Source organism: Kitasatospora sp. NPDC087861, from assembly GCF_044742585.1.
GTDB lineage: Bacteria > Actinomycetota > Actinomycetes > Streptomycetales > Streptomycetaceae > Kitasatospora.
This window is the reverse complement of sequence record NZ_JBIUUS010000003.1, coordinates 304,192-327,608: the sequence shown is the minus strand read 5'-3', so window position 1 is coordinate 327,608 and position 23,417 is coordinate 304,192. Positions and strand designations below refer to the sequence as shown.

At 75.4% G+C, this 23,417-nt stretch carries 15 protein-coding genes; 10 read left to right on the top strand and 5 right to left on the bottom strand.

Features of this window, described 5'->3' with window-relative positions:
- Positions 1 to 103: 103 nt before the first annotated feature.
- On the bottom strand, positions 104 to 2,110 hold the full coding sequence (locus tag ACIOJE_RS06470) for a DEAD/DEAH box helicase (protein WP_400773736.1): 2,007 nt from the start codon (positions 2,108 to 2,110) through the stop codon (positions 104 to 106).
- A gap of 620 nt (positions 2,111 to 2,730) precedes the next feature.
- On the opposite strand from ACIOJE_RS06470, the gene ACIOJE_RS06465 reads away from it, so the two are divergent.
- Entirely contained in the window at positions 2,731 to 3,459 is a 729-nt protein-coding gene (locus tag ACIOJE_RS06465) for a ferritin-like fold-containing protein (protein WP_280676354.1), read from the top strand.
- Positions 3,460 to 3,463: 4 nt separating this feature from the next.
- Here ACIOJE_RS06465 and ACIOJE_RS06460 read toward each other — a convergent pair whose 3' ends face one another.
- The 3 genes from ACIOJE_RS06460 to ACIOJE_RS06450 form a co-directional block, all read right to left on the bottom strand.
- On the bottom strand, positions 3,464 to 3,790 hold the full coding sequence (locus ACIOJE_RS06460; protein ID WP_400773733.1) for a hypothetical protein: 327 nt from the start codon (positions 3,788 to 3,790) through the stop codon (positions 3,464 to 3,466).
- 136 nt (positions 3,791 to 3,926) lie between these two features.
- Positions 3,927 to 4,154: a DUF3107 domain-containing protein gene (locus tag ACIOJE_RS06455; protein WP_280676350.1), complete on the bottom strand. Its 228-nt coding sequence runs from the start codon at positions 4,152 to 4,154 to the stop codon at positions 3,927 to 3,929.
- Between the two features lie 140 nt (positions 4,155 to 4,294).
- On the bottom strand, positions 4,295 to 4,948 hold the full coding sequence (locus ACIOJE_RS06450; protein ID WP_280676348.1) for a TetR/AcrR family transcriptional regulator: 654 nt from the start codon (positions 4,946 to 4,948) through the stop codon (positions 4,295 to 4,297).
- A 220-nt stretch (positions 4,949 to 5,168) separates the two neighbouring features.
- Between ACIOJE_RS06450 and ACIOJE_RS06445 the strand changes: the two genes are divergently transcribed.
- The 5 genes from ACIOJE_RS06445 to moeZ all read left to right on the top strand — a co-directional run bounded on the left by ACIOJE_RS06445 (position 5,169) and on the right by moeZ (position 11,866).
- A complete protein-coding gene (locus tag ACIOJE_RS06445; RefSeq protein WP_280676345.1) occupies positions 5,169 to 6,065 on the top strand; it encodes an alpha/beta fold hydrolase in 897 nt (298 codons plus the stop codon).
- Positions 6,066 to 6,571: 506 nt separating this feature from the next.
- Entirely contained in the window at positions 6,572 to 8,290 is a 1,719-nt protein-coding gene (locus tag ACIOJE_RS06440; RefSeq protein WP_400773729.1) for a DUF3492 domain-containing protein, read from the top strand.
- Positions 8,290 to 9,390: a hypothetical protein gene (locus ACIOJE_RS06435; RefSeq protein ID WP_400773727.1), complete on the top strand. Its 1,101-nt coding sequence runs from the start codon at positions 8,290 to 8,292 to the stop codon at positions 9,388 to 9,390. Before ACIOJE_RS06440 ends, ACIOJE_RS06435 begins: the two co-directional genes overlap by 1 nt.
- Positions 9,391 to 9,481: 91 nt before the next feature.
- Positions 9,482 to 10,456, top strand: a complete 975-nt coding sequence (locus ACIOJE_RS06430) for an NAD-dependent epimerase/dehydratase family protein (protein WP_280676339.1) — start codon at positions 9,482 to 9,484, stop codon at positions 10,454 to 10,456.
- A 231-nt stretch (positions 10,457 to 10,687) separates the two neighbouring features.
- The gene (gene moeZ / locus ACIOJE_RS06425) at positions 10,688 to 11,866 is read left to right on the top strand and encodes an adenylyltransferase/sulfurtransferase MoeZ (RefSeq protein ID WP_400773724.1); all 1,179 of its coding nucleotides are present in this window, start codon (positions 10,688 to 10,690) and stop codon (positions 11,864 to 11,866) included.
- 213 nt (positions 11,867 to 12,079) lie between these two features.
- On the opposite strand, the gene ACIOJE_RS06420 is transcribed toward moeZ, so the two are convergent.
- A complete protein-coding gene (locus tag ACIOJE_RS06420) occupies positions 12,080 to 14,833 on the bottom strand; it encodes a lysylphosphatidylglycerol synthase transmembrane domain-containing protein (RefSeq protein WP_280676335.1) in 2,754 nt (917 codons plus the stop codon).
- Between the two features lie 134 nt (positions 14,834 to 14,967).
- Between ACIOJE_RS06420 and ACIOJE_RS06415 the strand changes: the two genes are divergently transcribed.
- The 4 genes from ACIOJE_RS06415 to ACIOJE_RS06400 all read left to right on the top strand — a co-directional run bounded on the left by ACIOJE_RS06415 (position 14,968) and on the right by ACIOJE_RS06400 (position 23,406).
- Positions 14,968 to 15,345 (top strand): MGMT family protein, encoded by a 378-nt coding sequence (locus tag ACIOJE_RS06415; protein ID WP_400773721.1) that lies wholly within the window; start codon positions 14,968 to 14,970, stop codon positions 15,343 to 15,345.
- 21 nt (positions 15,346 to 15,366) lie between these two features.
- Positions 15,367 to 18,747 (top strand): ATP-dependent helicase, encoded by a 3,381-nt coding sequence (locus ACIOJE_RS06410; RefSeq protein ID WP_400773719.1) that lies wholly within the window; start codon positions 15,367 to 15,369, stop codon positions 18,745 to 18,747.
- A gap of 32 nt (positions 18,748 to 18,779) precedes the next feature.
- On the top strand, positions 18,780 to 22,022 hold the full coding sequence (locus ACIOJE_RS06405; protein ID WP_400773717.1) for a UvrD-helicase domain-containing protein: 3,243 nt from the start codon (positions 18,780 to 18,782) through the stop codon (positions 22,020 to 22,022).
- Between the two features lie 253 nt (positions 22,023 to 22,275).
- Positions 22,276 to 23,406 (top strand): PP2C family protein-serine/threonine phosphatase, encoded by a 1,131-nt coding sequence (locus ACIOJE_RS06400; protein WP_280676317.1) that lies wholly within the window; start codon positions 22,276 to 22,278, stop codon positions 23,404 to 23,406.
- Positions 23,407 to 23,417: the final 11 nt, after the last annotated feature.

Sequence of the window (23,417 nt, the reverse complement as noted above, 5' to 3'; positions counted from 1 at the left end):
ACCGGGCAGGACCTGGCCGGTGACCCCGAGCCTATCCAGGAACGCCGGAGGGGACGGGCCAGGCCGTCAGGGGCCCGGCCCGCCCCCTCCGGGGCGGGGTGCGTCAGCTCTCCGGGGTGGCCTCCGGCGCGGCGGCGGCCTTGCGGGCGCGGGTGCGCTTGCGCGGGGCCGGGACCTCGGCCGCGGCGTCGGCGGCCGCAGCCTCCGGGGCGGTCGCGGCCTCAGCCTTGGGCTTGCGGGTGCGGGTCCGGGTGGCCGGCTTCTTCTCGGCGACGGCCTCGGCGGCCGGGGCCTCGGCGGGGGCCTCGACGGCCTCCGCCTTCGGCTTGCGGGTGCGGGTCCGGGTGGCCGGCTTCTCCGCGACCGCGACCGCGACCGCGGTCTCGGCGACCGCCTCGGCGGTGGGTGCCTCGACGGCCTCGGCCTTGGGCTTGCGCGTACGGGTCCGGGTGGCCGGCTTCTTCTCGGCGACGGCCTCGGCGGCCGGGGCCTCGGCGACCGGAGCCGCCACGGCGGCCTCGGTCACCACGACGGCCTCGGCGACCACGGCAGCGGCCTCGGCGACCACGGCGGCCTCGCCGGCGCCGCGCGAGCGACGGCGACGACGGCGCGGTGCGGCCTCGCCCTCGACGCCCTCGACGGCCGGGGCCGCCAGGGTCTCGACGGCGGTACCGGCCTCGCCCTCGGCGACCGCCGAGCCCCGCCGGGTGCGGCGGCGCTCACGGGTACGGCGCGGCTTCTCCTCGGTGGCCACGGCGGCCTCGGCGGCCTCGGTGCGGCCGGGGCCGCTCCGCGTGCCCCGGCCCCGCGCGGTGCGCGCACCGCGTCCGCCGGTCTCGCCGAGGTCCTCGACCTCCTCCGCGCCCAGCCCGGCCCGGGTCCGCTCCGAACGCGGCAGCACACCCTTGGTGCCCGGCGCGATCTTCAGCAGCTCGTACAGGTGCGGGGAGGTGGAGTAGGTCTCCTCCGGGTCGTTGAACGACAGCTCGAGCGCCTTGTTGATCAGCTGCCAGCGCGGGATGTCGTCCCAGTCGACCAGGGTGACGGCGGTGCCCGAGGCGCCGGCCCGGCCGGTGCGGCCGATCCGGTGCAGGTAGGTCTTCTCGTCCTCGGGGCACTGGTAGTTGATCACGTGCGTGACGCCCTCGACGTCGATGCCGCGGGCGGCGACGTCGGTGCAGACCAGCACGTCGACCTTGCCGTTGCGGAACGCCCGCAGCGCCTGCTCGCGGGCGCCCTGGCCGAGGTCGCCGTGGACGGCGCCGGCCGCGAAGCCGCGCTGGGTCAGCTGGTCGGACACGTCGGCGGCGGTGCGCTTGGTCCGGCAGAAGATCATCGCCAGCCCGCGGCCGTCGGCCTGCAGGATGCGCGAGACGAGCTCGACCTTGTCCAGCGAGTGCGCACGGAAGATGTGCTGCTCGGTGTTGGCGACGGTGGTGCCGGTGTCGTCCGGGGCGGCGGCCCGGATGTGGGTCGGCTGGCTCATGTACCGGCGGGCGAGGCTGATCACCTGGCCCGGCATGGTGGCCGAGAACAGCAGGGTCTGCCGCTTGGCCGGCAGCATGGTGATGATCTTCTCGACGTCCGGCAGGAAGCCGAGGTCGAGCATCTCGTCGGCCTCGTCGAGGACCAGCGAGCGGACCTTGGACAGGTTCAGCTTCTTCTGCCCGGCCAGGTCCAGCAGCCGGCCCGGGGTGCCGACCACGATGTCGACGCCCTTGGCGAGCGCCTCGACCTGCGGCTCGTAGGCGCGGCCGCCGTAGACGGCCAGGACGCGCACGTCGCGGACCTTGCCGGCGGTCTGCAGGTCGTTGGTGACCTGGGTGCAGAGCTCACGCGTCGGGACGACGATCAGCGCCTGCGGGGACCCGCAGAGCTGCTCCTCGGTGGCCCGGCCGGCGTCCACGTCGGCGCGCACGACGACCCGCTCGATCAGCGGGAGGCCGAAGCCGAGGGTCTTGCCGGTGCCGGTCTTGGCCTGGCCGATGACGTCGTGGCCGGTCAGCGCGACCGGGAGGGTCATCTCCTGGATCGGGAAGGGATGGACGATGCCGACGGCCTCGAGCGCCTCGGCGGTCTCCGGGAGGATTCCCAGGTCCCGGAACGTCATCTTGATGGGTTCAGCGGTGGTGGACAGGGTGCTGCCTCTTCCGTGTGGAGGGGCCGAGAGCGAGCGGCGGGCGGGCAGCCGCACGGCTGCGTACGGGCCTGGGCGGCCCTGATGCAGCTGGGCGGACGCACAACCGCGCCGGTCCCTGCGGCCGGCCGGTGCGCGCTGCCCTGGTACGGGGCGCGTCGCCGGCGGCGTCGGGGAGGATTCCCGTGAGGGACCTGCGCGGGACCTTTCGCCAGGGGGCGCGGTCTCGGCGGCCCTCGCTCGGCCACTGATGCGGTGCCAAGGCTTGAAGTCCAAGCCATGGTCGGAGCCGATCGGCTCTCCGACCGGGCATCCGCGTACGTGAGTACCCGTGGCTCCGGTGCGGACACGTCCGGGTGGACGGTGCCGCTACGGAGCGGGCTTGCGCGGGACACCGAGACGGCGGTGACACCGTGCGAGCACGACGGGGCTCCGTACCACCATACAGTCAGGCGACGACTCGAACACGTGACGCGTCTGACATTGCCCCCGCCGACCCGGCCCGGAAGGGGGATTCCGGCCGGTCACCCGGGTGCCGCCCGGCGGCCGCTCCATGTGGGGGAGCCGGGCGGACGGCACTAAGGTGACGGGTCATGGAGACCCATGGTGAGACGCAGGACGCCGCGGCCGGCTCGATCGGGGACTGGGCCGCGTGCTCGGCCGACCCGGGCTACCGGGCGGCGGTGCTGGATCTGCTCGGCGCGCTCGCGTACGGCGAGCTGAGCGCCTTCGAGCGGCTCGCCGAGGACGCCAAGCTGGCTCCGGACCTCGCCGACAAGGCGGCCCTGGCCCGGATGGCCTCCGCCGAGTTCCAGCACTACCAGCGCCTGCACGACCGGCTCGCCGAGGTCGGCGCCGACCCGCAGGAGGCGATGCGCCCGTTCGTCGAGCCGCTGGAGCTGTTCCACCGGATGACCGCGCCCTCGGACTGGCTGGAGGGCCTGGTCAAGGCCTACGTCGGCGACGCCATCGCGACCGACTTCTACCGCGAGGTCGCCGTCCGGCTCGACGACGACACCCGCGAGCTGGTGCTCGGCGTCATGTCCGACACCGGGCACGCCCAGTTCGCGGTGGACAAGGTGCGCCAGGCCATCGAGGCCGACCCGCGCTCCGGCGGCCGGCTCGCGCTGTGGGGCCGGCGGCTGATGGGCGAGGCGCTCAGCCAGGCCCAGCGGGTGGTCGCCGAGCGGGACGCGCTGTCCAACCTGCTGGTCGGCGGCGTCCAGGTGCAGGGCTTCGACCTGGTCGAGGTCGGCAAGATGTTCAACCGGATCACCGAGGCGCACACCCGGCGGATGGCCGCCCTGGGCCTGGCCAGCTGACCGGTCAGGCCGGCCGGTGGTGCCGCGGCGCGCGGTGGGCGCCGCCCCGGTGCGGGTGGTGCCGGTGCGCCGGGGCGAGCCCGGCGGCCAGGTCCGGCCGGGCCAGTGTCGCGGTCAGCACCGCCGAGGCCACCGCGGCGGCCACGATCGACCCCGCCGGGTAGTGCCCCTCCAGGCAGAAGTGCGTGACCACCCCGCCGAGCAGCGCCGCCGCCAGCGCGGTGCCCACGGTCAGGGTGCGGGCCGTCCGGAAGTACGAGGGCCGGGCCAGCAGCGCGACCAGGCCCGTGACCAGGCCGACCAGGGCGAAGGCGATCGATTCGACCAGCAAGACTGCCTCCCGGAGGACGGGCGCGCGGCGCCGACGGCCGCACTGTCGCCGTACCCCGCCCCACCCGGCCGTACACGCAGCGGTGCCCCGCTCCCTGGGGGGAGCGGGGCACCGGGTGAGCAGTTCGGGCAGCGCCTCAGAGGGTGCCGAAACCGACCTTGCGGGCGGCCTGCTCGCCGATCTCCACGTACGCCAGGCGCTCGGCCGGGACGATGACGCGGCGGCCGTGCTCGTCGGTCAGCGCGAAGAGCTTCTCCGAACCCTCCAGGGCCTTGGCGATCGCGCTCTGGATCTCATCGGCAGTCTGCGAGCTCTCGATCACGATCTCGCGCGGCGTGTTCTGCACGCCGATCTTGACCTCCACGGCTTCCGTCCCTCCGGGGTTGCAGCCTCCACGCGCGGACACCCGACCGCCTGGGACAAGCGTTCGCGACGACCGCGCCGTACGGCTTCACCATAGAGCACGAGATCACCACGGCGGCGAAGGTCGCCGGATCACCCCTGCTAAGAGGGGGCCTCCCCGTCCTCCGCGACCGGGTGCATCGGGAAGCCCTTCAGACCGCGCCAGGCCAGGCTGGCGACCAGCCGCACCGCCTCGTCGCGGGGGATCTCCAGACCCTGCGAGAGCCAGTACCGGGCGGTGATCTGGGCCAGGCCGCAGACCCCGGCGGCGAGCAGCTTGGACTCCGACTCGGGCAGGTCGGTGTCCTCCTGGATCACCTTGCTGACCAGCGTCGCGCTCTCCTCGGAGGCCCGTTCGACCCGCTCGCGCACGGCCGGCTCGTTGGTCAGGTCCGACTCGAAGACCAGCCGGAACGCGCCGGACTCGCTGGAGACGTAGTTGAAGTACGCCTCCATCGTCGCGGCCACCCGCAGCTTGTTGTCGGTCGTCGTCGACAGCGCCTCGCGGGTCGACTCGACCAGGGCGTCGCAGTGCTTGTCCAGCAGCGCCAGGTACAGCTCCAGCTTCCCGGGGAAGTGCTGGTACAGCACCGGCTTGCTCACCCCGGCACGGTCGGCGATGTCGTCCATGGCGGCCGCGTGGTAACCCTGCGCGACGAACACCTCCTGGGCGGCACCGAGCAGTTGTTCACGACGGGCGCTTCGCGGCAGGCGGGCACCGCGCGGGCGCTCCTGCGCCTCCTGGATGGCCGTCACGGCGCTCCTCACTTCGGGTTGTTCGGGGCTGGCAAGAGGGCCGATTCTACTTTTCGGTAACCGCTTCCGCGTTCGGCGGGAGTGAGAAAAGGACCTCGGCCTCCTTGTCAGGAGCCCACAATACGGCGCTGACCTCGGCGTCGGCAGTGGTGTGACAGGGGGTGAAACGGCCGGACCGCCCCCGACGGTCCCCGGCCGGGGCTCACTACCATCGTCCACCATGAGCAGCGCTGAGCAGCAGGTACGTACGGTCGAGATCCCCGGCGCGGTGCTCGCGGTGCATCGGCCGGCCACCGGCGGGGAGGGCGACGGACGCGAGCCCGGGCTGTTCGTGCACGGCCTCGGCGGCTCGGCCGGCAACTGGACGGCCCTGATGGACCGGCTCGGCGACCTGGTCGACGGCGAGGCCGTGGACCTGCCCGGCTTCGGCCGCTCCGGCCCGCCCGCCGACGGCAACCTGAGCGTCTCGGGCCACGTCCGCGCGGTGATCGGCTACCTGGAGGCCGCCGGACGCGGGCCGGTGCACCTGTTCGGCAACTCGCTCGGCGGCGCCGTCGCCGTCCGGCTGGCCGCGTTGCGCCCGGACCTCGTCCGTAGCCTCACCCTGGTCTCGCCCGCCCTGCCCGAACTGCCGCCGCAGCGCTCCGCCTGGCCGACCGGCCTGCTCGCGCTGCCCGGGGCGCCCGCGCTGCTGCGCCGCCTCCCGGCGAACGGACGCGGCCCCGAGGCGGCCACCGAGGACCTGCTGCGGCTGGTCTACGGCGACCCGGGCGGCCTCTCCCCGGCGGCCAGGGCCGAGGCGGTGGCCGAGTACCGGCGCCGGCTGCAGGTGCCGCACGCGCTGCAGGCGCTGACCGGCTCGGCCCGCGGCATCGTCTCGGCGTACACCGAGCGCGGCGAGCAGGCGCTGTGGCGGCAGGCCGAGCACGTGCGGGCGCCGGTGCTGCTGGTGTACGGGCTGCGCGACAAGCTCGTCTCCTACCGCTCCGCCCGGCGGGCCGGCGCGGCCTTCGCCGACGTCCGGCTGCTGGTGCTGCCGGAGTCCGGCCACGTCGCGATGATGGAGCACCCCGAGCAGGTCGCCCGCGCCGTGCGGGAGCTGCTGGCCGCGAGCTGACCGGCGGGAACGGGCCGCCGGAACGGGCGGTCGGAACGGGCCGCTGCAACCGGCCGCCGCGGAGGCCGGGTAACGGCCCGGTTCGGGGTGAGGTCACGCCGGTTCACTCGTTCAGGTGGCAACCAGGCAGGTGACCGATGGATTGCCCGGGGCCGGTCCTACCTTTCTGCTGTCGGACCGAACAGGTGTGGGGGAGGTCGTGGCCGCCGGAGGAACCGAGGGCGGCCGCACCCAGGGGTCCCGGCGGGTCGGGCCCGGCCGCCGGAACGGGCGTGCGCCCGGGGGAACGGATCGCGGGAGGGCGCGGCCGGACCGTCGGGACGGACGGCCGCGCCGCCACGCGGTGGTGCTTCGCCCCGGGGGCGTCACGGTGTCGTACCCGGCCGACCGGGCTCCTCGGCCCCGGACCGTCCCCGCCGCCGCGCGGGGCCGCGCCGGGTGACCACGCCGGCCGCTCAAGCCATCCGTCGATCCGCCCGCGATCCGCTCTGCCCTGGAGGTCTCCCGTGCGCGTTGCCCTGCTCACCGAGGGTGCCCGGCCACCTTCCCAGCGTGGCGCCGGAGGCTGGTGCGACCGGCTGGCCGAGGGCCTGCCGGAGCACGGGTTCGAGCTGTACCTGGTGACCGGCCCGGGCGGCCGGGGCGGCGCCGAGCGGCGGTCGCCCGCCTGGCGCGGGGTGCGCGAGCCGGCGCTGTGGGGGCGCCGGCCGGGCGGGCGGTCGCCGGGCGCGCTGCGCAGCCGCCAGTACGCCCGGGCGTACGAGGAGCTGGTCAGCGCGCTGGTCATGCCGGGGGAGCGGGCCGGCTTCGGGGCCGGGCTGTACCGGCTGGCCGCCCTCGCCCGGGAGGACGGCGCGCTGCCCGCCTTCCTCGCCTCCGTGCACGCCCGGCGCACCCTGGAACGGGTCTGGCGGCTGCCGGGCGCGGACACCTCGGCCGGGCGTCCGCTGGTCTGCGACGTGCTGGTCGCGGCGGACCTGCTGGAGCAGTGCCTGCGGCCGCTGTCCGCGCCCTGGTACGGCACCGGGCCCGGCGGCCTCGGCGCCGTCGACCTGTGCCACGTGGTCGGCGGCGGCCTCGCGGCGCTGCCCGCGCTGGCGGCCCGCCACCTGCACGGGGTGCCGTTCGTGGTCACCGAGCACGGCCTGCACCTGCGCGAGCAGTACCTCGGCTACCGCGCGGCGCCGTACCGGTGGCCGGTGCGGGCACTGCTGCTGGCGTTCTTCCGGGCGCTCACCGAGGAGACCTACCGGCAGGCGGCCGTGCTGACCCCCGGCAGCGTCCACGACCAGCAGTGGCAGCGCCGCTGCGGGGCCGACCCGGCGCGCACCAGGGTGGTGTACGAGGGGACGCCCGCGGTGACCCGCCCGGCGGCCGGGCCCGAGCCCGCGGTGCCGACCCTGGTGTGGGCGGGCGCGCTGGAGCCGGGGCGGGACACCGAGCTGATGCTGCACGCCTTCGCGCAGGTGCGCGCCGACCTGCCGCAGGCCCGGCTGGTGATCCACGGCGAGGAGGCCGCGCCCGGCTACCGGGCGCACTGCGCGGCGGTCGCCGAGCGGCTGGGACTGGCGGCGGCGGTGGACTTCGCCGGGCGGCCCGGCTCGCTCGCCGAGGCCTGGGCGGGCGGCACCCTGGCCGTCTTCTCCGCGCTGTCCCAGCGCAGTCCCCGGCTGCTCGCGGACGCGATGCTCAGCGGCCGGGCGGTGGTGTCCACCGATGTCGGGGTGGCCCGCGAGGTGGTCGGGCCGACCGGGCTGCTGGTGCCCGCCCGGGACCCGCGCGCGCTGGCCGGCGCCTGCCTGGCGCTGTTGCGCGACGAGGAGCGGCGGGGCCGGCTCGGGCTGGCCGGACGGCTGCGGGCGCAGGAACGCTTCGCCGTGGAGCCGGTGATCGGCGCCTTCCGGGAGATCTACCTGGAGCTGGTCTCGCAGTACCCCGCCTTCCCCGACGGCGGGGGCGGCGGCGCGGCGGGGGAGCCGCCGCGCCCGTTCGCCCGGCCCGCCGAGTACTGGCTCGCCGACGGCCGGCGCGCCGCGGAGGCCCCGGGTGGTCCGGGCGGCCCGGGCCGCCCCGGCGGTCCGGACAATCCTGGCAGTCCGGACGGTCGGGACGGCCACGCGGGCCGCGACGGGCGGGCCGGGGCCGACGGGGCCGACGGCTTGGCGGACGAGGGCGGCGACGCCGGCGCGCAAGAGCGCCCCGGCGCCCTCGCGGAGGTCGTCTGATGGCCGGCGGCGCGGCGGTGGGCGGCGCCGGGCGCCCGGTGGGCGACCCGGTCCGCGAGGTGATGGCCGAGCACCGGGCGCTGTGCGAGCGGGCCGTCGACCCCCTGGAGATCGCCGCCGGGCTGGAGGAGGCCGGGCTCGGCCCGGAGGCCGCCGCGCGCTGCCGGCACGCCGACCTGTTCTCGCTCGCCGAGGAGCTGTACGCGCGGGTGCCCCGCCGCCCGCCCGCGCCGGAGCCGCCGCGCGGCCGGGAGCGCGCCGCCGCCGCCCGGGCGACGCTGACCGCCGCCGCGCTGGCCGCGCTGCCCTGCGCGGCGGTGGTCGCGTTCGGCGCCCGCTGGACGGTGCTGCTGCCCGCCGCCGTCCCGCTGGCGCTCGCGCCCGCCCTGGCCGCGGACCCCGCGGCCGAGCCCGGCCCGCCGCACACCGGCCCCTGCCGCGCGGCGGACGGGCTGGGCCCGGCGCGGGCGCCGCGGCGGGCCGGCTCCCGGTGGCGCCCGGCGGCGCTGGGGTACGGCCTGGGCCTGGCCGCGCTGCTGCTGCTCCCGCTGGCCGCGCCGGGCGGGGACCGGCCGCTGACCGCCGCGCTGGTGCTGGCCGGGGCGGTGTCGGCCGGGGCGGCCGAGCGGGCGGCCCACTGGTCCCGGCAGGTCGGCCGCGGCCATCTCGGGGCGGCGGCCACGCTGGCCGAGTTCCGGGCCCGGATGCGGCCGGTGCTGCCGGTGGCGGTCGCCCTGCACCTGGCGGTGCTCGCGGTGCTGACCTTCGCCGCGCTGGCGGTGCTGACCGTCGTCGCGCCGCGCCCCGGGCCGGGCCACGGCGGCGGGCTGCTGCACCTGGCGGCCGAGCGGGCCGGCGCCGCGCAGTGGGCGGCGCAGGGCGTGCTGGGCCTGTTGCTGGTGCTGCCCGCGCTGCTGGCCCGCTGCGGCCGGACCGCGGCCGCCGCGGCGGGGGCGCTGGCCGGCCCCGCCGCGACCCTCGGGCTGCTCGCCCTGGGCCGTACCGGTCCGACGGCCGGGCTGCTCGGCGGCGGCGCGGTCGCCGCCGGGCTGCTGGCGTACGCCTGGGCCGTGCTCGGCCGGGCCGGCTCGCACCGCTGAGCGCCGTCCCCGTTCCTGTCTTGGTTCGTCCCGTTGTTGATTTCAGTCCGCCAGGTCGTCTCCGACCTCGCTTCGTGGAAGGACGCCCCCGATGAGGGTGCTGCTGCTGGGCGCCGACGGCTTCATCGGCCGCCGGGTCACCGATCGTCTGCTGATGGACCAGGAGTTGCAGGTGACGGTGCTCGGCCGGCGCGACTCGGCCGACATCCGCTTCGACCTGACCACCGGGAGTCCGGGTGCGCTGGCCCGGTTCCTGGACGCGGTCGCGCCGCAGGTGGTGATCAACTGCGCGGGTGCCACCTACGGCAGCTCGCGGACCCTGATCCGGTCGAACACGCTGGCCGTCGCCACCGTCTGCGAGGCGATCCGGCGCAGCCGGGAGCCGGCCCGGCTGGTGCACGTCGGCTCGGCCGCCGAGTACGGCCCGGTGCCGGGCGGGGTGCCGGTGTCGGAGCAGGCCGAGCCGCGGCCGGTCGGCCCGTACGGGGTGTCCAAGCTGGCCGGGACGGAGCTGGTGCTGGCCTCCGGCCTGGACGCGGCGGTGCTGCGGGTGTTCGACGTGGTGGGCCCGGGGGCGCCGACCGCCTCGCTGTTCGGGCGGCTCGCGGAGGGGCTGCGGCGGGCGCTGGAGCGGGACGAGGCCCAGGTGCGCATGCCGGACCTGTCCGGATACCGGGATTTCGTGGACGTGCGGGACGTCGCGCGGGCGATCCAGGCGGCGGCGGTGTCGGCCGCCACCGGGGTGATCAACATCGGCAGCGGGCATGCCGTCCGGGCCCGGGACGCCGCCCAGCTGCTGGTCCGGGCGTCCGGATTCGAGGGGGCGATCGTCGAGGAGAACCGGCAGGTCCTGCTGCCCGCGCAGGTCGGCGGGCCGGGCGGCGACCACCTGCCCGGCCACCACCTGCCGGGCCACCGCCCGGAGGGCCGGGTCGCGGCGGGGGAGCCGGTGCCGTGGCGGCAGGCGGACGTGCGGACCGCCCGGGACCGTCTCGGCTGGCGGACACAGGTACCGCTGGAGGAGTCGCTCGGGGACGTCTGGCTGGAGACGGCCTGCCGGGTCTGAGCGGACGCCGGAAAGCGCCCCGGGCCTGTCGGCACAGGCCCGGGGCGCTTTCCGGGGCCCGGCGGGCGGTCCCACGATCCGACGCCGCGCGTCTCGCCCATCGGACGAGCTGTCTCGGAATACCGGAGGGGCATGACACTGTTGGCGTAAGGAGCCACCCGCGCGGCGGAGCAGCGACCCCGCCACGAGGGTGGTCCTGGCCACCTGAACAAGACACCCATCGGAGTCCCCGTGTCGTTGCCACCCCTGGTCGAGCCGGCCGACGAGCTCACCGTTGACGAGGTCCGCAGGTACTCCCGCCACCTGATCATCCCCGACGTGGGCATGGCCGGGCAGAAGCGGCTGAAGAACGCCAAGGTGCTGTGCGTCGGCGCCGGCGGCCTGGGCTCGCCCGCGCTGATGTACCTGGCCGCCGCCGGTGTCGGCACACTGGGCATCGTCGAGTTCGACGTGGTCGACGAGTCCAACCTGCAGCGCCAGATCATCCACGGCCAGTCGGACATCGGCCGCTCCAAGGGCGAGTCGGCGCGGGACTCGGTGAAGGAGATCAACCCCTACGTCGACGTGATCCTCCACGAGGAGCGCCTCGACAACTCCAACGTCCTGGAGATCTTCTCCGGCTACGACCTGATCGTCGACGGCACCGACAACTTCGCCACCCGGTACCTGGTGAACGACGCCGCGGTGCTGCTCGGCAAGCCGTACGTGTGGGGCTCGATCTACCGCTTCGACGGCCAGGCCAGCGTGTTCTGGGCCGAGCACGGCCCCTGCTACCGCTGCCTCTACCCGGAGGCCCCGCCGCCGGGCATGGTCCCCTCCTGCGCCGAGGGCGGCGTGCTGGGCGTGCTCTGCGCGTCCATCGGCTCGATCCAGGTCACCGAGGCGATCAAGCTGCTGGCCGGCGTGGGCGACCCGCTGGTCGGCCGGCTGATGATCTACGACGCCCTGGAGATGAACTACCGCCAGGTGAAGATCCGCAAGGACCCGGACTGCGCGGTCTGCGGCGAGAACCCGACGGTCACCGAGCTGATCGACTACGAGGCCTTCTGCGGCGTCGTGTCGGAGGAGGCGCAGGCCGCCGCCGCCGGTTCGACCATCACCTCGGCGCAGCTCAAGCAGTGGCAGGACGACAAGGAGGACATCTTCCTGGTCGACGTCCGCGAGCCCGGCGAGTACGAGATCGTCAACATCCCCGGCGCGGTGCTGATCCCGAAGAACGAGTTCCTCATGGGCGACGCCCTGGAGAAGCTGCCGCAGGACCGGAAGATCGTGCTGCACTGCAAGTCGGGCGTGCGCTCGGCCGAGGTGCTGGCCGTGGTGAAGGCGGCCGGCTTCGCGAGCGCCGTCCACCTGGGCGGCGGTGTGCTCGGCTGGGTCAACCAGATCGAGCCGCACAAGCCGGTCTACTAAGACCGACCGACACATGGTGGGCGGCGTCGCGACGCCCAGGCTGTCGCCTGGACGGCTTCTCCTCAGTCGCCGCAGCTCCGCTGCTACTCCCTCGTCGGCACCGCCCAGACTCGGCCCGGACGCCGCTCCTTCATCCACCCACCATGTGCCGGTCGGTCTGAGGCATGACACGGCGAAGGGCCCGCCTCGGCGGGCCCTTCCGCGTCTCCGGGCTCAGAGCGCGCCGCGGCGCTGCAGCATGTTGTAGGAGATCCAGCCCGGCAGCACCGGCAGCCAGAAGGTGAGCGCCCGGTAGAGGAAGACCGCCGGGGTGGCGACCGCCGGCGACACGTCCGCGACCGTCAGGGCGCCGATCAGGGCGACCTCGACCGGGCCGATGCCGCCCGGGGTGGGGATCGCCGAACCGGCCGCGTTGGCGGTCAGGAAGACCACCGCGACCGCCGAGAAGCTGACGTTGCCGCCGAAGGCCTGCACCGAGGCGTCCAGGCAGGCGGTGAAGGACAGGGTCAGCAGCAGGATGCCGCCGAAGCCGGTGACCAGCTTGCTGGGCGTCTGCATCAGGTCGAGCATCCGCGGGACGACGCCGAAGAACAGCGAGCGCAGCCGGCCCAGGACGAACCGGCGCAGCGGCGCGACCGCCGCCACCACCAGGGCGAGCACGGCGGCGGTCAGCACGCCGATGATCACCGCGCGGGAGGCGGAGAGGTCGCCGTTGGTCTGGCTGCCGGTGATCAGGCCGAAGCTGAACAGCAGCAGCAGGTGCCCGGCCAGGCCGGCCAGCTGGGAGGCGCCGACCGAGGCCACCGCCTGGCCCGAGCGGATGCCGGCCTTCTGCAGGTAGCGGGTGTTGAGCGCGATGCCGCCGATCGCGGCGGGCGCGACCAGCTTGACGAACGAGCCGGCCAGCTGGGCCGCGACGGTGCGTCGGAACGGCAGCTTCTCCGGGACGAAGCCGGTCAGGCTCATCGCGGCGGCGACGTAGCTGAAGGCGGCCGCCGCCAGGGCCACCGCGGCCCAGACCCAGTCCATCTGGGAGAGCTTGAGCTGGGCCGGCTTGATGGTGGTCAGGGCCAGGTAGGCGGCGAAGGTGAGCGCGATCACCATGATCAGGCTCTTCGGCTTCAGCCGCTCCAGCTTGGCCGGCTCCATCGGAGCCTCGGGGGCGATCTGCAGGATCTGGCCGCGGATGCGGCTCAGCAGGTCCTCGCCGGCCGCCGCGATGTCCTCCTCGGCCTGCTGCTGGGTGCGCTCGCCGGCCGCGACCTGCTCCAGCGCCCGGGCCTTGGCGGCGGCCTTGCGCTCCTTGCCGAGCCGGGTGAGGTCGATCCGGGTGGAGCGGCTCATCCCGACCGGCTGGAGCAGGGGCAGCGCCTGCGCCACGCGGTCGGCGCCGAGCACCGCGTTGGCGGTGGCGACGGCGCGCTCCGGGCCGATCCGCAGCGCGAAGGTGGTGAGCAGCTGGGCGACGTCGATGCGCAGGGTCAGGTCGGTGGCGGCGATGTCGCCGCCGGAGAGGTTGACCAGGCAGGCCGTCTTCTCGTCCACCACCAGCAGCGACTCGCCGGTCAGCCGCCGGTGGGCGATCCGGCGCTCGTGCAGCGCGGCCACCGACTCCCACAGCGAGGCCATCACCAGGTCGGTGACCTCGTCGTCGGAGAGCTCGTCCAGGATGCGGCCCTCGACCTTGCCGTAGACCAGGATCGCGGCGTCCGGGCCCAGCTCGGAGGTGGCGACCAGCTGCGGCGCGCGGGCGCCCGAGGCGGCCGCCGCGTACGCGATCAGGGCCTCCTGCTCCAGCGCCTGGCGCAGCGACTGCGGGCTGCGGCGCACCGCGACCGAGCGCAGCCGCAGCCGCCGCCAGGCCCGGTAGAAGAACCCGGAGGCCTGCTGCTCGCGGTCGATGATGTGGACGTCCAGCGGCGGGCCGCTCTGCTGGGTCACGTAGTAGCGGCGGGTGCCGCCGGGCGCGTCCGGGGCGCGGTGGGCGCTCTGCGGGGTGAAGCCGACCTTGCGCAGGCCGATCATCAGGTGCTGGCCGGTGGGCCGGATGTTCGGGGAGCCGATCGCGTACAGCGTGCCGTAGGCGACGGACCAGCCGATCAGGACGGTGAGCAGCAGCGACAGCGGGGTGGTGTAGCCGCCGAGCAGTTCGGTGATCCCGCTGAAGACCACCACCACCCACAGGGCGACCCGCCAGCGCGGTCTGCTCGACATGCCGACCGCGGTCATGTAGGCGATCACCGGGGCGAGGTAGCCGTGCACCGGGTCGGTAAGGGTGCCGTTGCTGTCCATCGGCAGCCGGGTCAGCGCGTCCCGGATGTGGTCGGAGGCGCCCTCGGCCACCCACCAGTCGATGCCCAGCGAGACGCCGTAGGCGAGCACCGAGGCGAGGACGCCGTCGGCGACCCGCAGGCCGTCGCGTTTGATCAGCCGCTCGACCGCGAAGGCCAGCGGTACGGCGAGCACCGCGACGCTGGAGAGCAGGCCGGTGATCGTGGAGAGCACCGCGGAGAAGTGCGGCGCGTTGGTGGCGATGTCCTGTTCGATGCCGGTGGTGGTCGAGGTGGCGATGCCCGCCAGCACGAAGACGGCGACTATGCCGCAGACGCCGGCCAGGAAGCGGATCAGGTCGGACGGGCGGTGCGCCCGGGCGGCGAGCAGCGGCTCGTCGACGTCCAGGTGCGGGGTGTCGTCCAGCGGGTCGTGGTAGTCCGGCAGCGGGCGCCGGGCCGGTGGCTCGCCGGCGGGGGCGGGGACGGTCGGTTCCCCGGGGGCCGCGGCGGCTTCGGCGGCTTCGGCGGGTTCCTCGGGGGCCTCGGTGGGCGCGGGGGTCTTGATCGTCAGGTCCTTGATCAGGGAGACTTCCGGGGTCGGCCCGGCTGCGGGCCCTCCACCGGGAGCCGAGGGTACGGCGGCGGCGGACTCGTCGGAGTCCTTGTCCACGCCCACGTCAGCCGTCCCGGTCATCTGGTCTTGTCCTCGTATCACCACTCACCGCCCCGAAGATGGTGGCATGCCCTGGCGCCCCGTGCTGGACAGGGGGCGGATCGGGCGCGGCGGATCGTTCGTACGGGGCCTGGGGCGCGCGCCGGTGAGGAAGAATGCCGCAGGTGACGGACGTAACAGACGACGGCCTCCCGGACGCCCTGCCACCCTTCGCCGAACTGGTGCTCGACCTGACCGAGCGGATTCCACCCGGCAGGGTGATGACCTACGGGGACGTTGCCGAGTACCTCGGCCAGGGCGGCCCCCGGCAGGTCGGCCGGGTGATGGCCCTGTACGGCGGCTCGGTCCCCTGGTGGCGGGTGATCCGCGCCGACGGCCGCTTCCTGCCCGGGCACGAGCACCGCGCCCTCGCCCACTACGGCGAGGAGGGCACCCCGCTGCGCGAGCTCGCCGACCCGCCCCGGGTCGACCTGCGGCGGGCCCGCTGGGACGGCCGGGAGCTTCCGGGGAATCCGCCGCGCGGACGGGATTGACGGGGCAGGATCGTAGGCTCGATGCGGGCGGGCCCCGGCGGGCCCGCTCGACCACGCCTCCAGCACAACCCCAGGATCCGTTCAGTGAGTTCTCCGTACCGGCTCGTGCGCAGCCCGCTCGTCCAGCCCGCCCCGCCGGTGCTGGACGAGTACCAGCGCGCCGTGGTCGAGCACGACGGCGGCCCGCTGCTGGTGCTCGCCGGCCCCGGGACGGGCAAGACCACCACGCTGGTCGAGGCGGTCGCCCGGCGGATCGAGGACGGCACCGACCCCGAGCGCATCCTCGTCCTCACCTTCAGCCGCAAGGCCGCGATGGAGCTGCGCGACCGGATGTCCGGCCGGCTCGGCGCCTCGGCCGCGGCCCCGCAGGCCACCACCTTCCACTCCTTCTGCTACGCCCTGCTGCGCGCCCACCAGGACCCGCAGGACTACGCCGAGCCGCTGCGGCTGCTCTCCGGCCCCGAACAGGACGTCATGGTCCGCGAACTGCTGGCCGGCGGCGCCGAGGACGCCCGGCTCGGCAGTTCCCGGATCCACTGGCCGCTCGACCTGCGGGCCTGCCTGACCACCCGCGGTTTCGCCGACGAGGTCCGCGCCGTCCTCGCCCGCAGCCGCGAGCTGGGCCTCGGCGAGGCCGAACTGGAGCGCTTCGCCCAGGGCGTCCAGCGCCCCGACTGGGCCGCCGCCGCGCACTTCCTGGCCGACTACCTCGACGTGCTCGACCTGCGCGGCGTCCTCGACTACGCCGAACTCGTCCACCGGGCCGTGCTGCTCGCCGAACGCCCCGAGGTCGGCGAGGAACTGCGGCGGCGCTACGAGGTGGTGTTCGTCGACGAGTACCAGGACACCGACCCCTCCCAGGTCCGGCTGCTGCGCCAGCTGGCCGGGGACGGACGGGCGCTCGTCGCGGTCGGCGACCCCGACCAGTCGATCTACGCCTTCCGCGGCGCCGACATCAACGGCATCCTCGACTTCCCGCAGACCTTCCGCCGGGCCGACGGCGGCCCCGCCGACGTCAAGGTGCTGCGCGTCTCCCGCCGCTCCGGCGCCGTCCTGCTCGCCGCCTCCCGGGAGATCGCCCGGCGGATGCCGATGGGCCGGCTGCCCGCCGACAAGCTCGCCCAGCACCGCGCGCTGCTGCCCTCCCGCGAGGGCGGCCGGGTCGAGGTCTACACCTACCCCACCCCCGGCGCCGAACTCGACTCGATCGCCGACCTGCTGCGCCGCGCCCACCTGGAGGACGGCGTGCCCTGGGGCGAGATGGCCGTCCTCGTCCGGGCCGGCGCCCGTTCCATCCCCGGCGTCCGGCGGGCGCTCAGCGCGGCGGGCGTCCCGCTGGAGATCGACGGCGACGACCTGCCGCTGCGCGAGGAGCCGGCCGTCGCCCAGCTGCTGCTCGCCCTGCGGGTCTGCGCCGAGCAGGCCGCCCGCGACCGGCACGGCGACCCGGACACGCCCGACCCGCTCACCACCGAGCTGGCCCACGCCCTGCTCACCGGCCCGCTCGGCGGCCTCGACGGCTCCGACCTGCGCCGCCTCGGCCGCGCCCTGCGCGAGGAGGAGCGCGCCGCACTGCGCACCGACGGCAACCCCGCCGCCCCGCGCCCGGCCGGCGACCTCCTGCGCGAGGCCCTCGCCGAGCCCGAGCGGCTGGTCGCCCTCGACCCCGCCCACGCCCGCCGGGCCCGCGACCTCGGCACCCTGCTGCGCAAGGTCCGCGAGCGGCTGGCCGGCGGCTGCACCGCCGAGGAGGCGCTCTGGGAGCTGTGGGACGGCAGCCGCCGCTGGCGCGAGCGCCTGGAGCGGGCCGCCCTGCGCGGCGGCGCCGCCGGCCGCAACGCCGACCGCGACCTCGACGCGCTGTGCGCGCTGTTCGAGACCGCCGCCCGCGCCGAGGAGCAGGTCACCGGCCACCGCGGCGCCCTCGACCTGCTCGCCGAGCTCGACGCCCAGGACATCGCCGCCGACACCCTCACCGTGCGGGCCGTGCGCCCCGAGGCCGTCCGGCTGATGACCGCCCACCGCGCCAAGGGCCTGGAGTGGCGCCTGGTCGTCGTCGCCGGCGTCCAGGACGGCCTCTGGCCCGACCTGCGCCGTCGCGGCTCCCTGCTGGAGGCCGACCGGATCGGCCGCGACGGCCTCGCCGAACCGCTCTCCCCGGGCGCCCTGCTCGGCGAGGAACGCCGGCTCTTCTACGTCGCCGCGACCCGCGCCAGGGAGCGGCTGATCGTCACCGCCGTCAAGGCCCCCGCCGACGACGGCGACGAGCCCTCCCGCTTCCTGCGCGAGCTCTACCGCGAGGATGTCGACCCGCGCACCGGCCGGGTCGTGCGCCGCACCCCGCCGGTCACCGTCGAGGACGTCACCCACCGCCCGCGCCGCCCGCTGTCCGTCCCCGCGCTGATCGCCGAACTGCGGGCCGTCACCGTCGACCCGGCCCGCTCGCCCGAACTGCGCCGGGCCGCCGCCGAACGGCTCGCCGTCCTCGCCGCCGCCACCGACGACGAGGGCCTGCCGCTGGTGCCCGCCGCCCGCCCCGAGCGCTGGTGGGGCCTGGACGACCCCACCGCCGCCCCCGAGCCGCTGCGCAGCGCCGACCTGCCGGTACGGCTGTCCGGCAGCGGCCTGGAGCAGCTGGAGAGCTGCTCGCTGCAGTGGTTCCTGGACAAGGAGGTCAAGGCCCGCGTCGCCGGCTCCGCCGCCCAGGGCTTCGGCAACGTCGTGCACGCGCTCGCCGACGAGGTCGGCTCCGGGCGCACCCCCGCCGACCTCGCCGTCCTGATGGAACGCCTGGACACCGTCTGGGACGCGCTGGCCTTCGACGCGCCCTGGAAGTCCCAGCAGGAGAAGGCCGAGGCCCGCGCCGCCCTGGAGCGCTTCCTCAACTGGCACGTGCTGGAGCGCGGCCGCGACCTGGTCGCCACCGAGCACGGCTTCGACGTCACCCTCGACGTCGGCGGCGTCTCGGTGCGCATCCGCGGCTCGATGGACCGGGTCGAGAAGGACACCGCCGGGCGCGCCTACGTGGTCGACTTCAAGACCGGCAAGCAGATCCCCACCGACAAGTCGCTGCCCGAGCACAAGCAGCTCGCCGTCTACCAGCTCGCCGTCCGCGCCGGGGCGCTCAACGAGCTGCCCGGCTTCGCCGACCGCCCCCCGGCCACCGGCGGCGCCGAACTCGTCCACCTGCGCGAGCCCGCCGCCAAGGCCGCCCAGGACGCCCCCAAGGTGCAGCGGCAGGACCCGCCGGAGGGCGAGCCGTGGATCGAGAACCTGCTCGCCGCCGCGGCCGGCAAGGTCCTCGCCGAGCGCTTCGTCCCGCAGACCGGCGGCGGCTGCGACCGCTGTGCCTTCCGCCGCAGCTGCTCCGCCCAGCGGGACGGGGCGCAACTCGTCGAGTGAAGGTTGTCCGCCGCTCCGGTTAACGTTGCGGGGTGACCGCCGTGCTCAGCCATCCCGACCAGCTCAAGGAGCTGCTGGGCATCCCGTTCAACCGGGAGCAGATGGCGGCCATCGGCGCCCCCCTGGAACCGGCCGTGATCGTGGCCGGCGCCGGCTCCGGCAAGACCACGGTGATGGCCGCCCGCGTCGTCTGGCTGGTCGGCTCCGGCGCCGTACGGCCCGAGGAGGTGCTCGGCCTCACCTTCACCAACAAGGCCGCCGGCGAGCTCGCCGAGCGGGTGCGCGCCGCCCTGCTGAGAGCCGGCGTCGCCGGGGAGGACGACGCGGAGCCGCTCGGCGAACCGGAGATCTCCACCTACCACGCCTTCGCCGGCCGGCTGCTCAAGGAGCACGGCCTGCGGATCGGCGTCGAACCCGACGTGCGGCTGCTCGCCGACGCCACCCGCTTCCAGCTCGCCGCCAAGGTGCTGCGCACCGCCCGTGGCCCGTTCCCCGCGCTCACCGGCACCTTCGCCAACCTGGTCGCCGACCTGATCGCGCTGGACGGCGAACTCGCCGAGCACCTGGTCGAACCGCACGTCCTGCGCGCCCACGACGAGGACCTGCTGGACACCCTCGCCACCGTCAAGCTCACCAACGACGACCTGCGGGCCGTGCCCGTCACCGCCCGGGCCCGGCTGGAGCTGCTGCGTCTGGTCGAGGACTACCGGCGCCGCAAGCAGGCCGCGGGGCTGATGGACTTCGGCGACCAGATAGCCGCCGCCGCCCGGCTCGCCCAGCAGCGGCCCGAGGTCGGCGACCTGCTCCGCGGCCAGTTCCGGGTCGTGCTGCTCGACGAGTACCAGGACACCTCGGTCGCCCAGCGGCTGATGCTCGCCGGCCTGTTCGGCGCCGGCCCCGAAGCCGCCGGCCCCGACACCGCAGGCCCCGACGACCGCGCCACCGGCCACCCCGTCACCGCCGTCGGCGACCCCTGCCAGGCGATCTACGGCTGGCGCGGCGCCTCCGTCGCCAACCTCGACGAGTTCCCCCGGCACTTCCCGAAGGCCGACGGCAGCCCCGCCGCCCGCTACGCGCTCAGCGAGAACCGCCGCAGCGGCGGGCGGCTGCTCGCCTTCGCCAACGAACTCGCCGCGCCGCTGCGGGCCATGCACGAGGGCGTCGAGGCGCTGCGCCCGGCCCCCGGCGCGGAGCGGGACGGCTTCGTACGGGCGGCGCTGCTGCCCACCCACGCCGAGGAGGTCGACTGGCTCGCCGACTCGATCGCCCACCTGGTGCGCACCGGCACCGCGCCCGGCCGGATCGCCGTGCTGTGCCGCGGCGGCGCGGCCTTCCCGGACATCCACGCGGCCCTAGTCGCCCGCGAGGTGCCGGTCGAGGTGGTGGGCCTGGGCGGACTGCTGCAACTGCCCGAGGTGGCCGACCTGGTGGCGGTCTGCGAGGTGCTCCAGGACCCGACCGCCAACGCCGCGCTGGTGCGCCTGCTGATCGGCCCGCGCTGGCGGATCGGCCCGCGCGACCTCGCCCTGCTCGGGCGCCGGGCCGCCGACCTGGTGCGCACCGACCGGCCCGAGGGCGTCGAGGCGCTGACGGCGGCCGTCGCCGAGGCCGACCCCACCGAGGTGGTCTCGCTCGCCGACGCGGTGGAGACCTTCCTCGACGCGGAGCAGCCCGACGAGCTGCCGTTCTCCGCCGAGGCCAGGGTCCGCCTCGCCCGCCTCGCCCAGGAGCTGCGCGACCTGCGCCGCTCGCTCGCCGACCCGCTGATGGACGTGCTGCACCGGGTGCTGGCCGTCACCGGCCTGGAGGTCGAACTCGCCGCCTCCCCGCAGGCGCTGGCCGCGCGGCGGCGCGAGACCCTGCACGCCTTCCTGGACGTCGCCGCCTCCTTCGCCGACCTCGACGGCGACCCGGGCCTGGCCGCCTTCCTCGGCTTCCTGCGCGCGGCCCAGGAGTACGAGCGTGGCCTGGACAGCAGCCTGCCCGGCGGCGAGGACACCGTGAAGGTGCTCACCGCGCACAAGTCCAAGGGCCTGGAGTGGGACGTCGTCGCCGTCCCCGGCCTGGTCAAGGGCGCCTTCCCGTCCGGCACCGCGCGCGAGCGCTGGACCAGTACCAAGAGGGTGCTCCCGCACGCCCTGCGCGGCGACGCGGCCACCCTGCCGGACGTGCGCGGCGGGTGGAACGGCAAGTCCATGACCGCGTTCAAGCAGCAGCTGGCCGAGCACTCCCGCACCGAGGAGCTGCGCCTGGGCTACGTCGCGTTCACCCGCCCGCGCACGCTGCTGCTGGCCTCCGGGCACTGGTGGGGGCCGAGCCAGAAGACCGTCCGCGGCCCGTCCGTCTTCCTGGAGCAGCTGCGCGAGCACTGCGACCTCCCCGGTGCCGGGGAGGTCGAGCGCTGGGCCGAGCAGCCGGAGAAGGGCGCCGAGAACCCGGCGCTGGCCGCCCCCGTCGAGCGTCCCTGGCCGCTTCCGCTGGACCCGGCCGCCCAGCACGCCCGCCGCCGGGTCGCCGCGGTGGTGCACGCCCGACTGGCCGGCGCGCCCGCCCCCGAACCCGAGCCGATGGCCGCCGAGGACCAGCGCCAGGTGGCCTCCTGGGACCGCGATCTCGCCGCGCTGCTGGGCGAGTTGGAGCGTTCCCGGCGCACCGCCCGCGAGGTGCCGCTGCCCGCCGCGCTGTCCGCCACCCAGCTGTTGCGGCTGGCCGCCGACCCGGACGGCTTCGCGCACGACCTGGCCCGGCCGATGCCGCGTCCGCCGCAGCCGGCCGCCCGGCGCGGCACCCGCTTCCACGCCTGGGTGCAGTCCCGGATCGAACCGCTGCTGCTGATCGAGCCCGGCGCGCTGCCTGGCGCCGACGACGACGGCATCGAGGACGAGCAGGACCTGGAGCGGCTCAAGGCGGCGTTCCTGCGCACCCCGTACGCCCAGCGCCGGCCCCACCGGGTGGAGGCGCCGTTCCACCTGGTGCTCGGGGGGCGGGTGGTGCGCGGCCGGATCGACGCGGTCTACCGGGACGGTGACGTGTCGTCGGTAACCGGTGGCGCGTCACGCTACGAAGTGGTGGACTGGAAGACCCACCGCGAGGAGACCGCCGACCCGCTGCAGCTCGCGGTCTACCGGATCGCCTGGGCCGAGCAGGCGGGCGTTCCGCCGGAGCAGGTCACGGCGTCCTTCCTGTACGTCCGCAGCGGGCGGATCGTCCGTCCGGCAGGACTTCCCGACCGAAAAGAGTTGGAACGGCTCCTGATCGGGAACAGTGAAGAATGAGTCACGCAGAGCATTCAAGTCATCACGGCAACGCCCGAAACCTGTGCGTCATGCACGTTTCGCGCCTATTGTGGGGTCGGTAACCGGTCAACCCCCGTGCTCCGGCCGCCAGCGAGGCCCGCATTCCCTGACCCTCAGTCATCACCGCAGGTGCCCCCGGGCACCGGCGTCTTCTGCTGGAGTAACGACGTTGAGCGCGACCGGATGGATCAGAGAGCGGTTCACCGGGCCGACCCCGGGACCCGCTCCAGGCGTGACCGGCACCTGGCCGAGGACGGCGCTCGCGCTGCCCTTCATCGGCATGGCGCTGATCGTCGCCCTCGACTACGTCAGCAACACCGAGGTGACGGTCGAACCGGCCCTCACCGCCGTCCCCGCGCTGGCCGCCGTGGTCAGCCACCGCACCTGGTACCCGCTCGCCATCGGCCTGTTCACCGAGGCGGTGGCCTTCCTGATGGCCTTGCGCAGCGACACGCTCGACCAGTCCGTGCACACCGCCAGCGTCTTCGCGATCCTGCTGGTCGCCGCGATCGGCTGGGTCAGCGCCACCCTTCGGCTGCGCCAGGAGCGGGCGCTGGCCGACGCCCAACTCGTCGCCTCGATCGCCCGCCGGGTGCTGCTGCGGCCCGTCCCCGAGCGGGTCGGCACCGTCCGGGCGGCCGTCCACTACGAGGCCGCCGCCGCGCACGCCAGGATCGGCGGCGACCTGTACGAGGTGGTCAACACCCGGCACGGCGTACGGGCCGTGGTCGGCGACGTCCGCGGCAAGGGCCTCGGCGCGGTCGAGACGGCCGCCGCCGTCCTCGGGGCCTTCCGTGAGGCCGCGCACCAGGAGCCCGCGCTGGACCGGGTCGCCGGCTGGCTGGCCGTCAGTCTCGACCGGGCCCTGCACGAGAACGACCACCCGGGAGTGGAGGAGGAGTTCGTCACCCTGGTGCTGATCGGCGTCGGAGCGGACGGCACCGCCGAACTGGTCAACTGCGGCCACCCCGCCCCGCTGCTGCTGCGCGGCGAGGACGTCCGGCCGCTCGAACTCGCCGAGACCGTACCGCCGCTGGGCGTCCTCGACCCGGCCGACGTCCGGCCGCCGGTGCACCGGGTGCCGCTGCGGCCCGGCGACCGGGTCCTGCTGTTCACCGACGGGGTGATCGAGGCCCGCGACCGCTCCGGCACCTTCTACCCGCTCGCCGAACGCCTCCCGCGCTGCGCCGACGGCCGCCCGGCGGACGTCCTGCAGCGCCTGCACGAGGACGTGGTGCGCCACGTCGGCCGCCAACTCGGCGACGACGCGGCCATGCTGCTCCTCCAGTACGAGCCACCCCCGGCCATCGGGGCCCAACTCCCGCACCAGAACGGCGTCCTGACCCACACCACCCAGAGCTAGGCCCTGGAGCC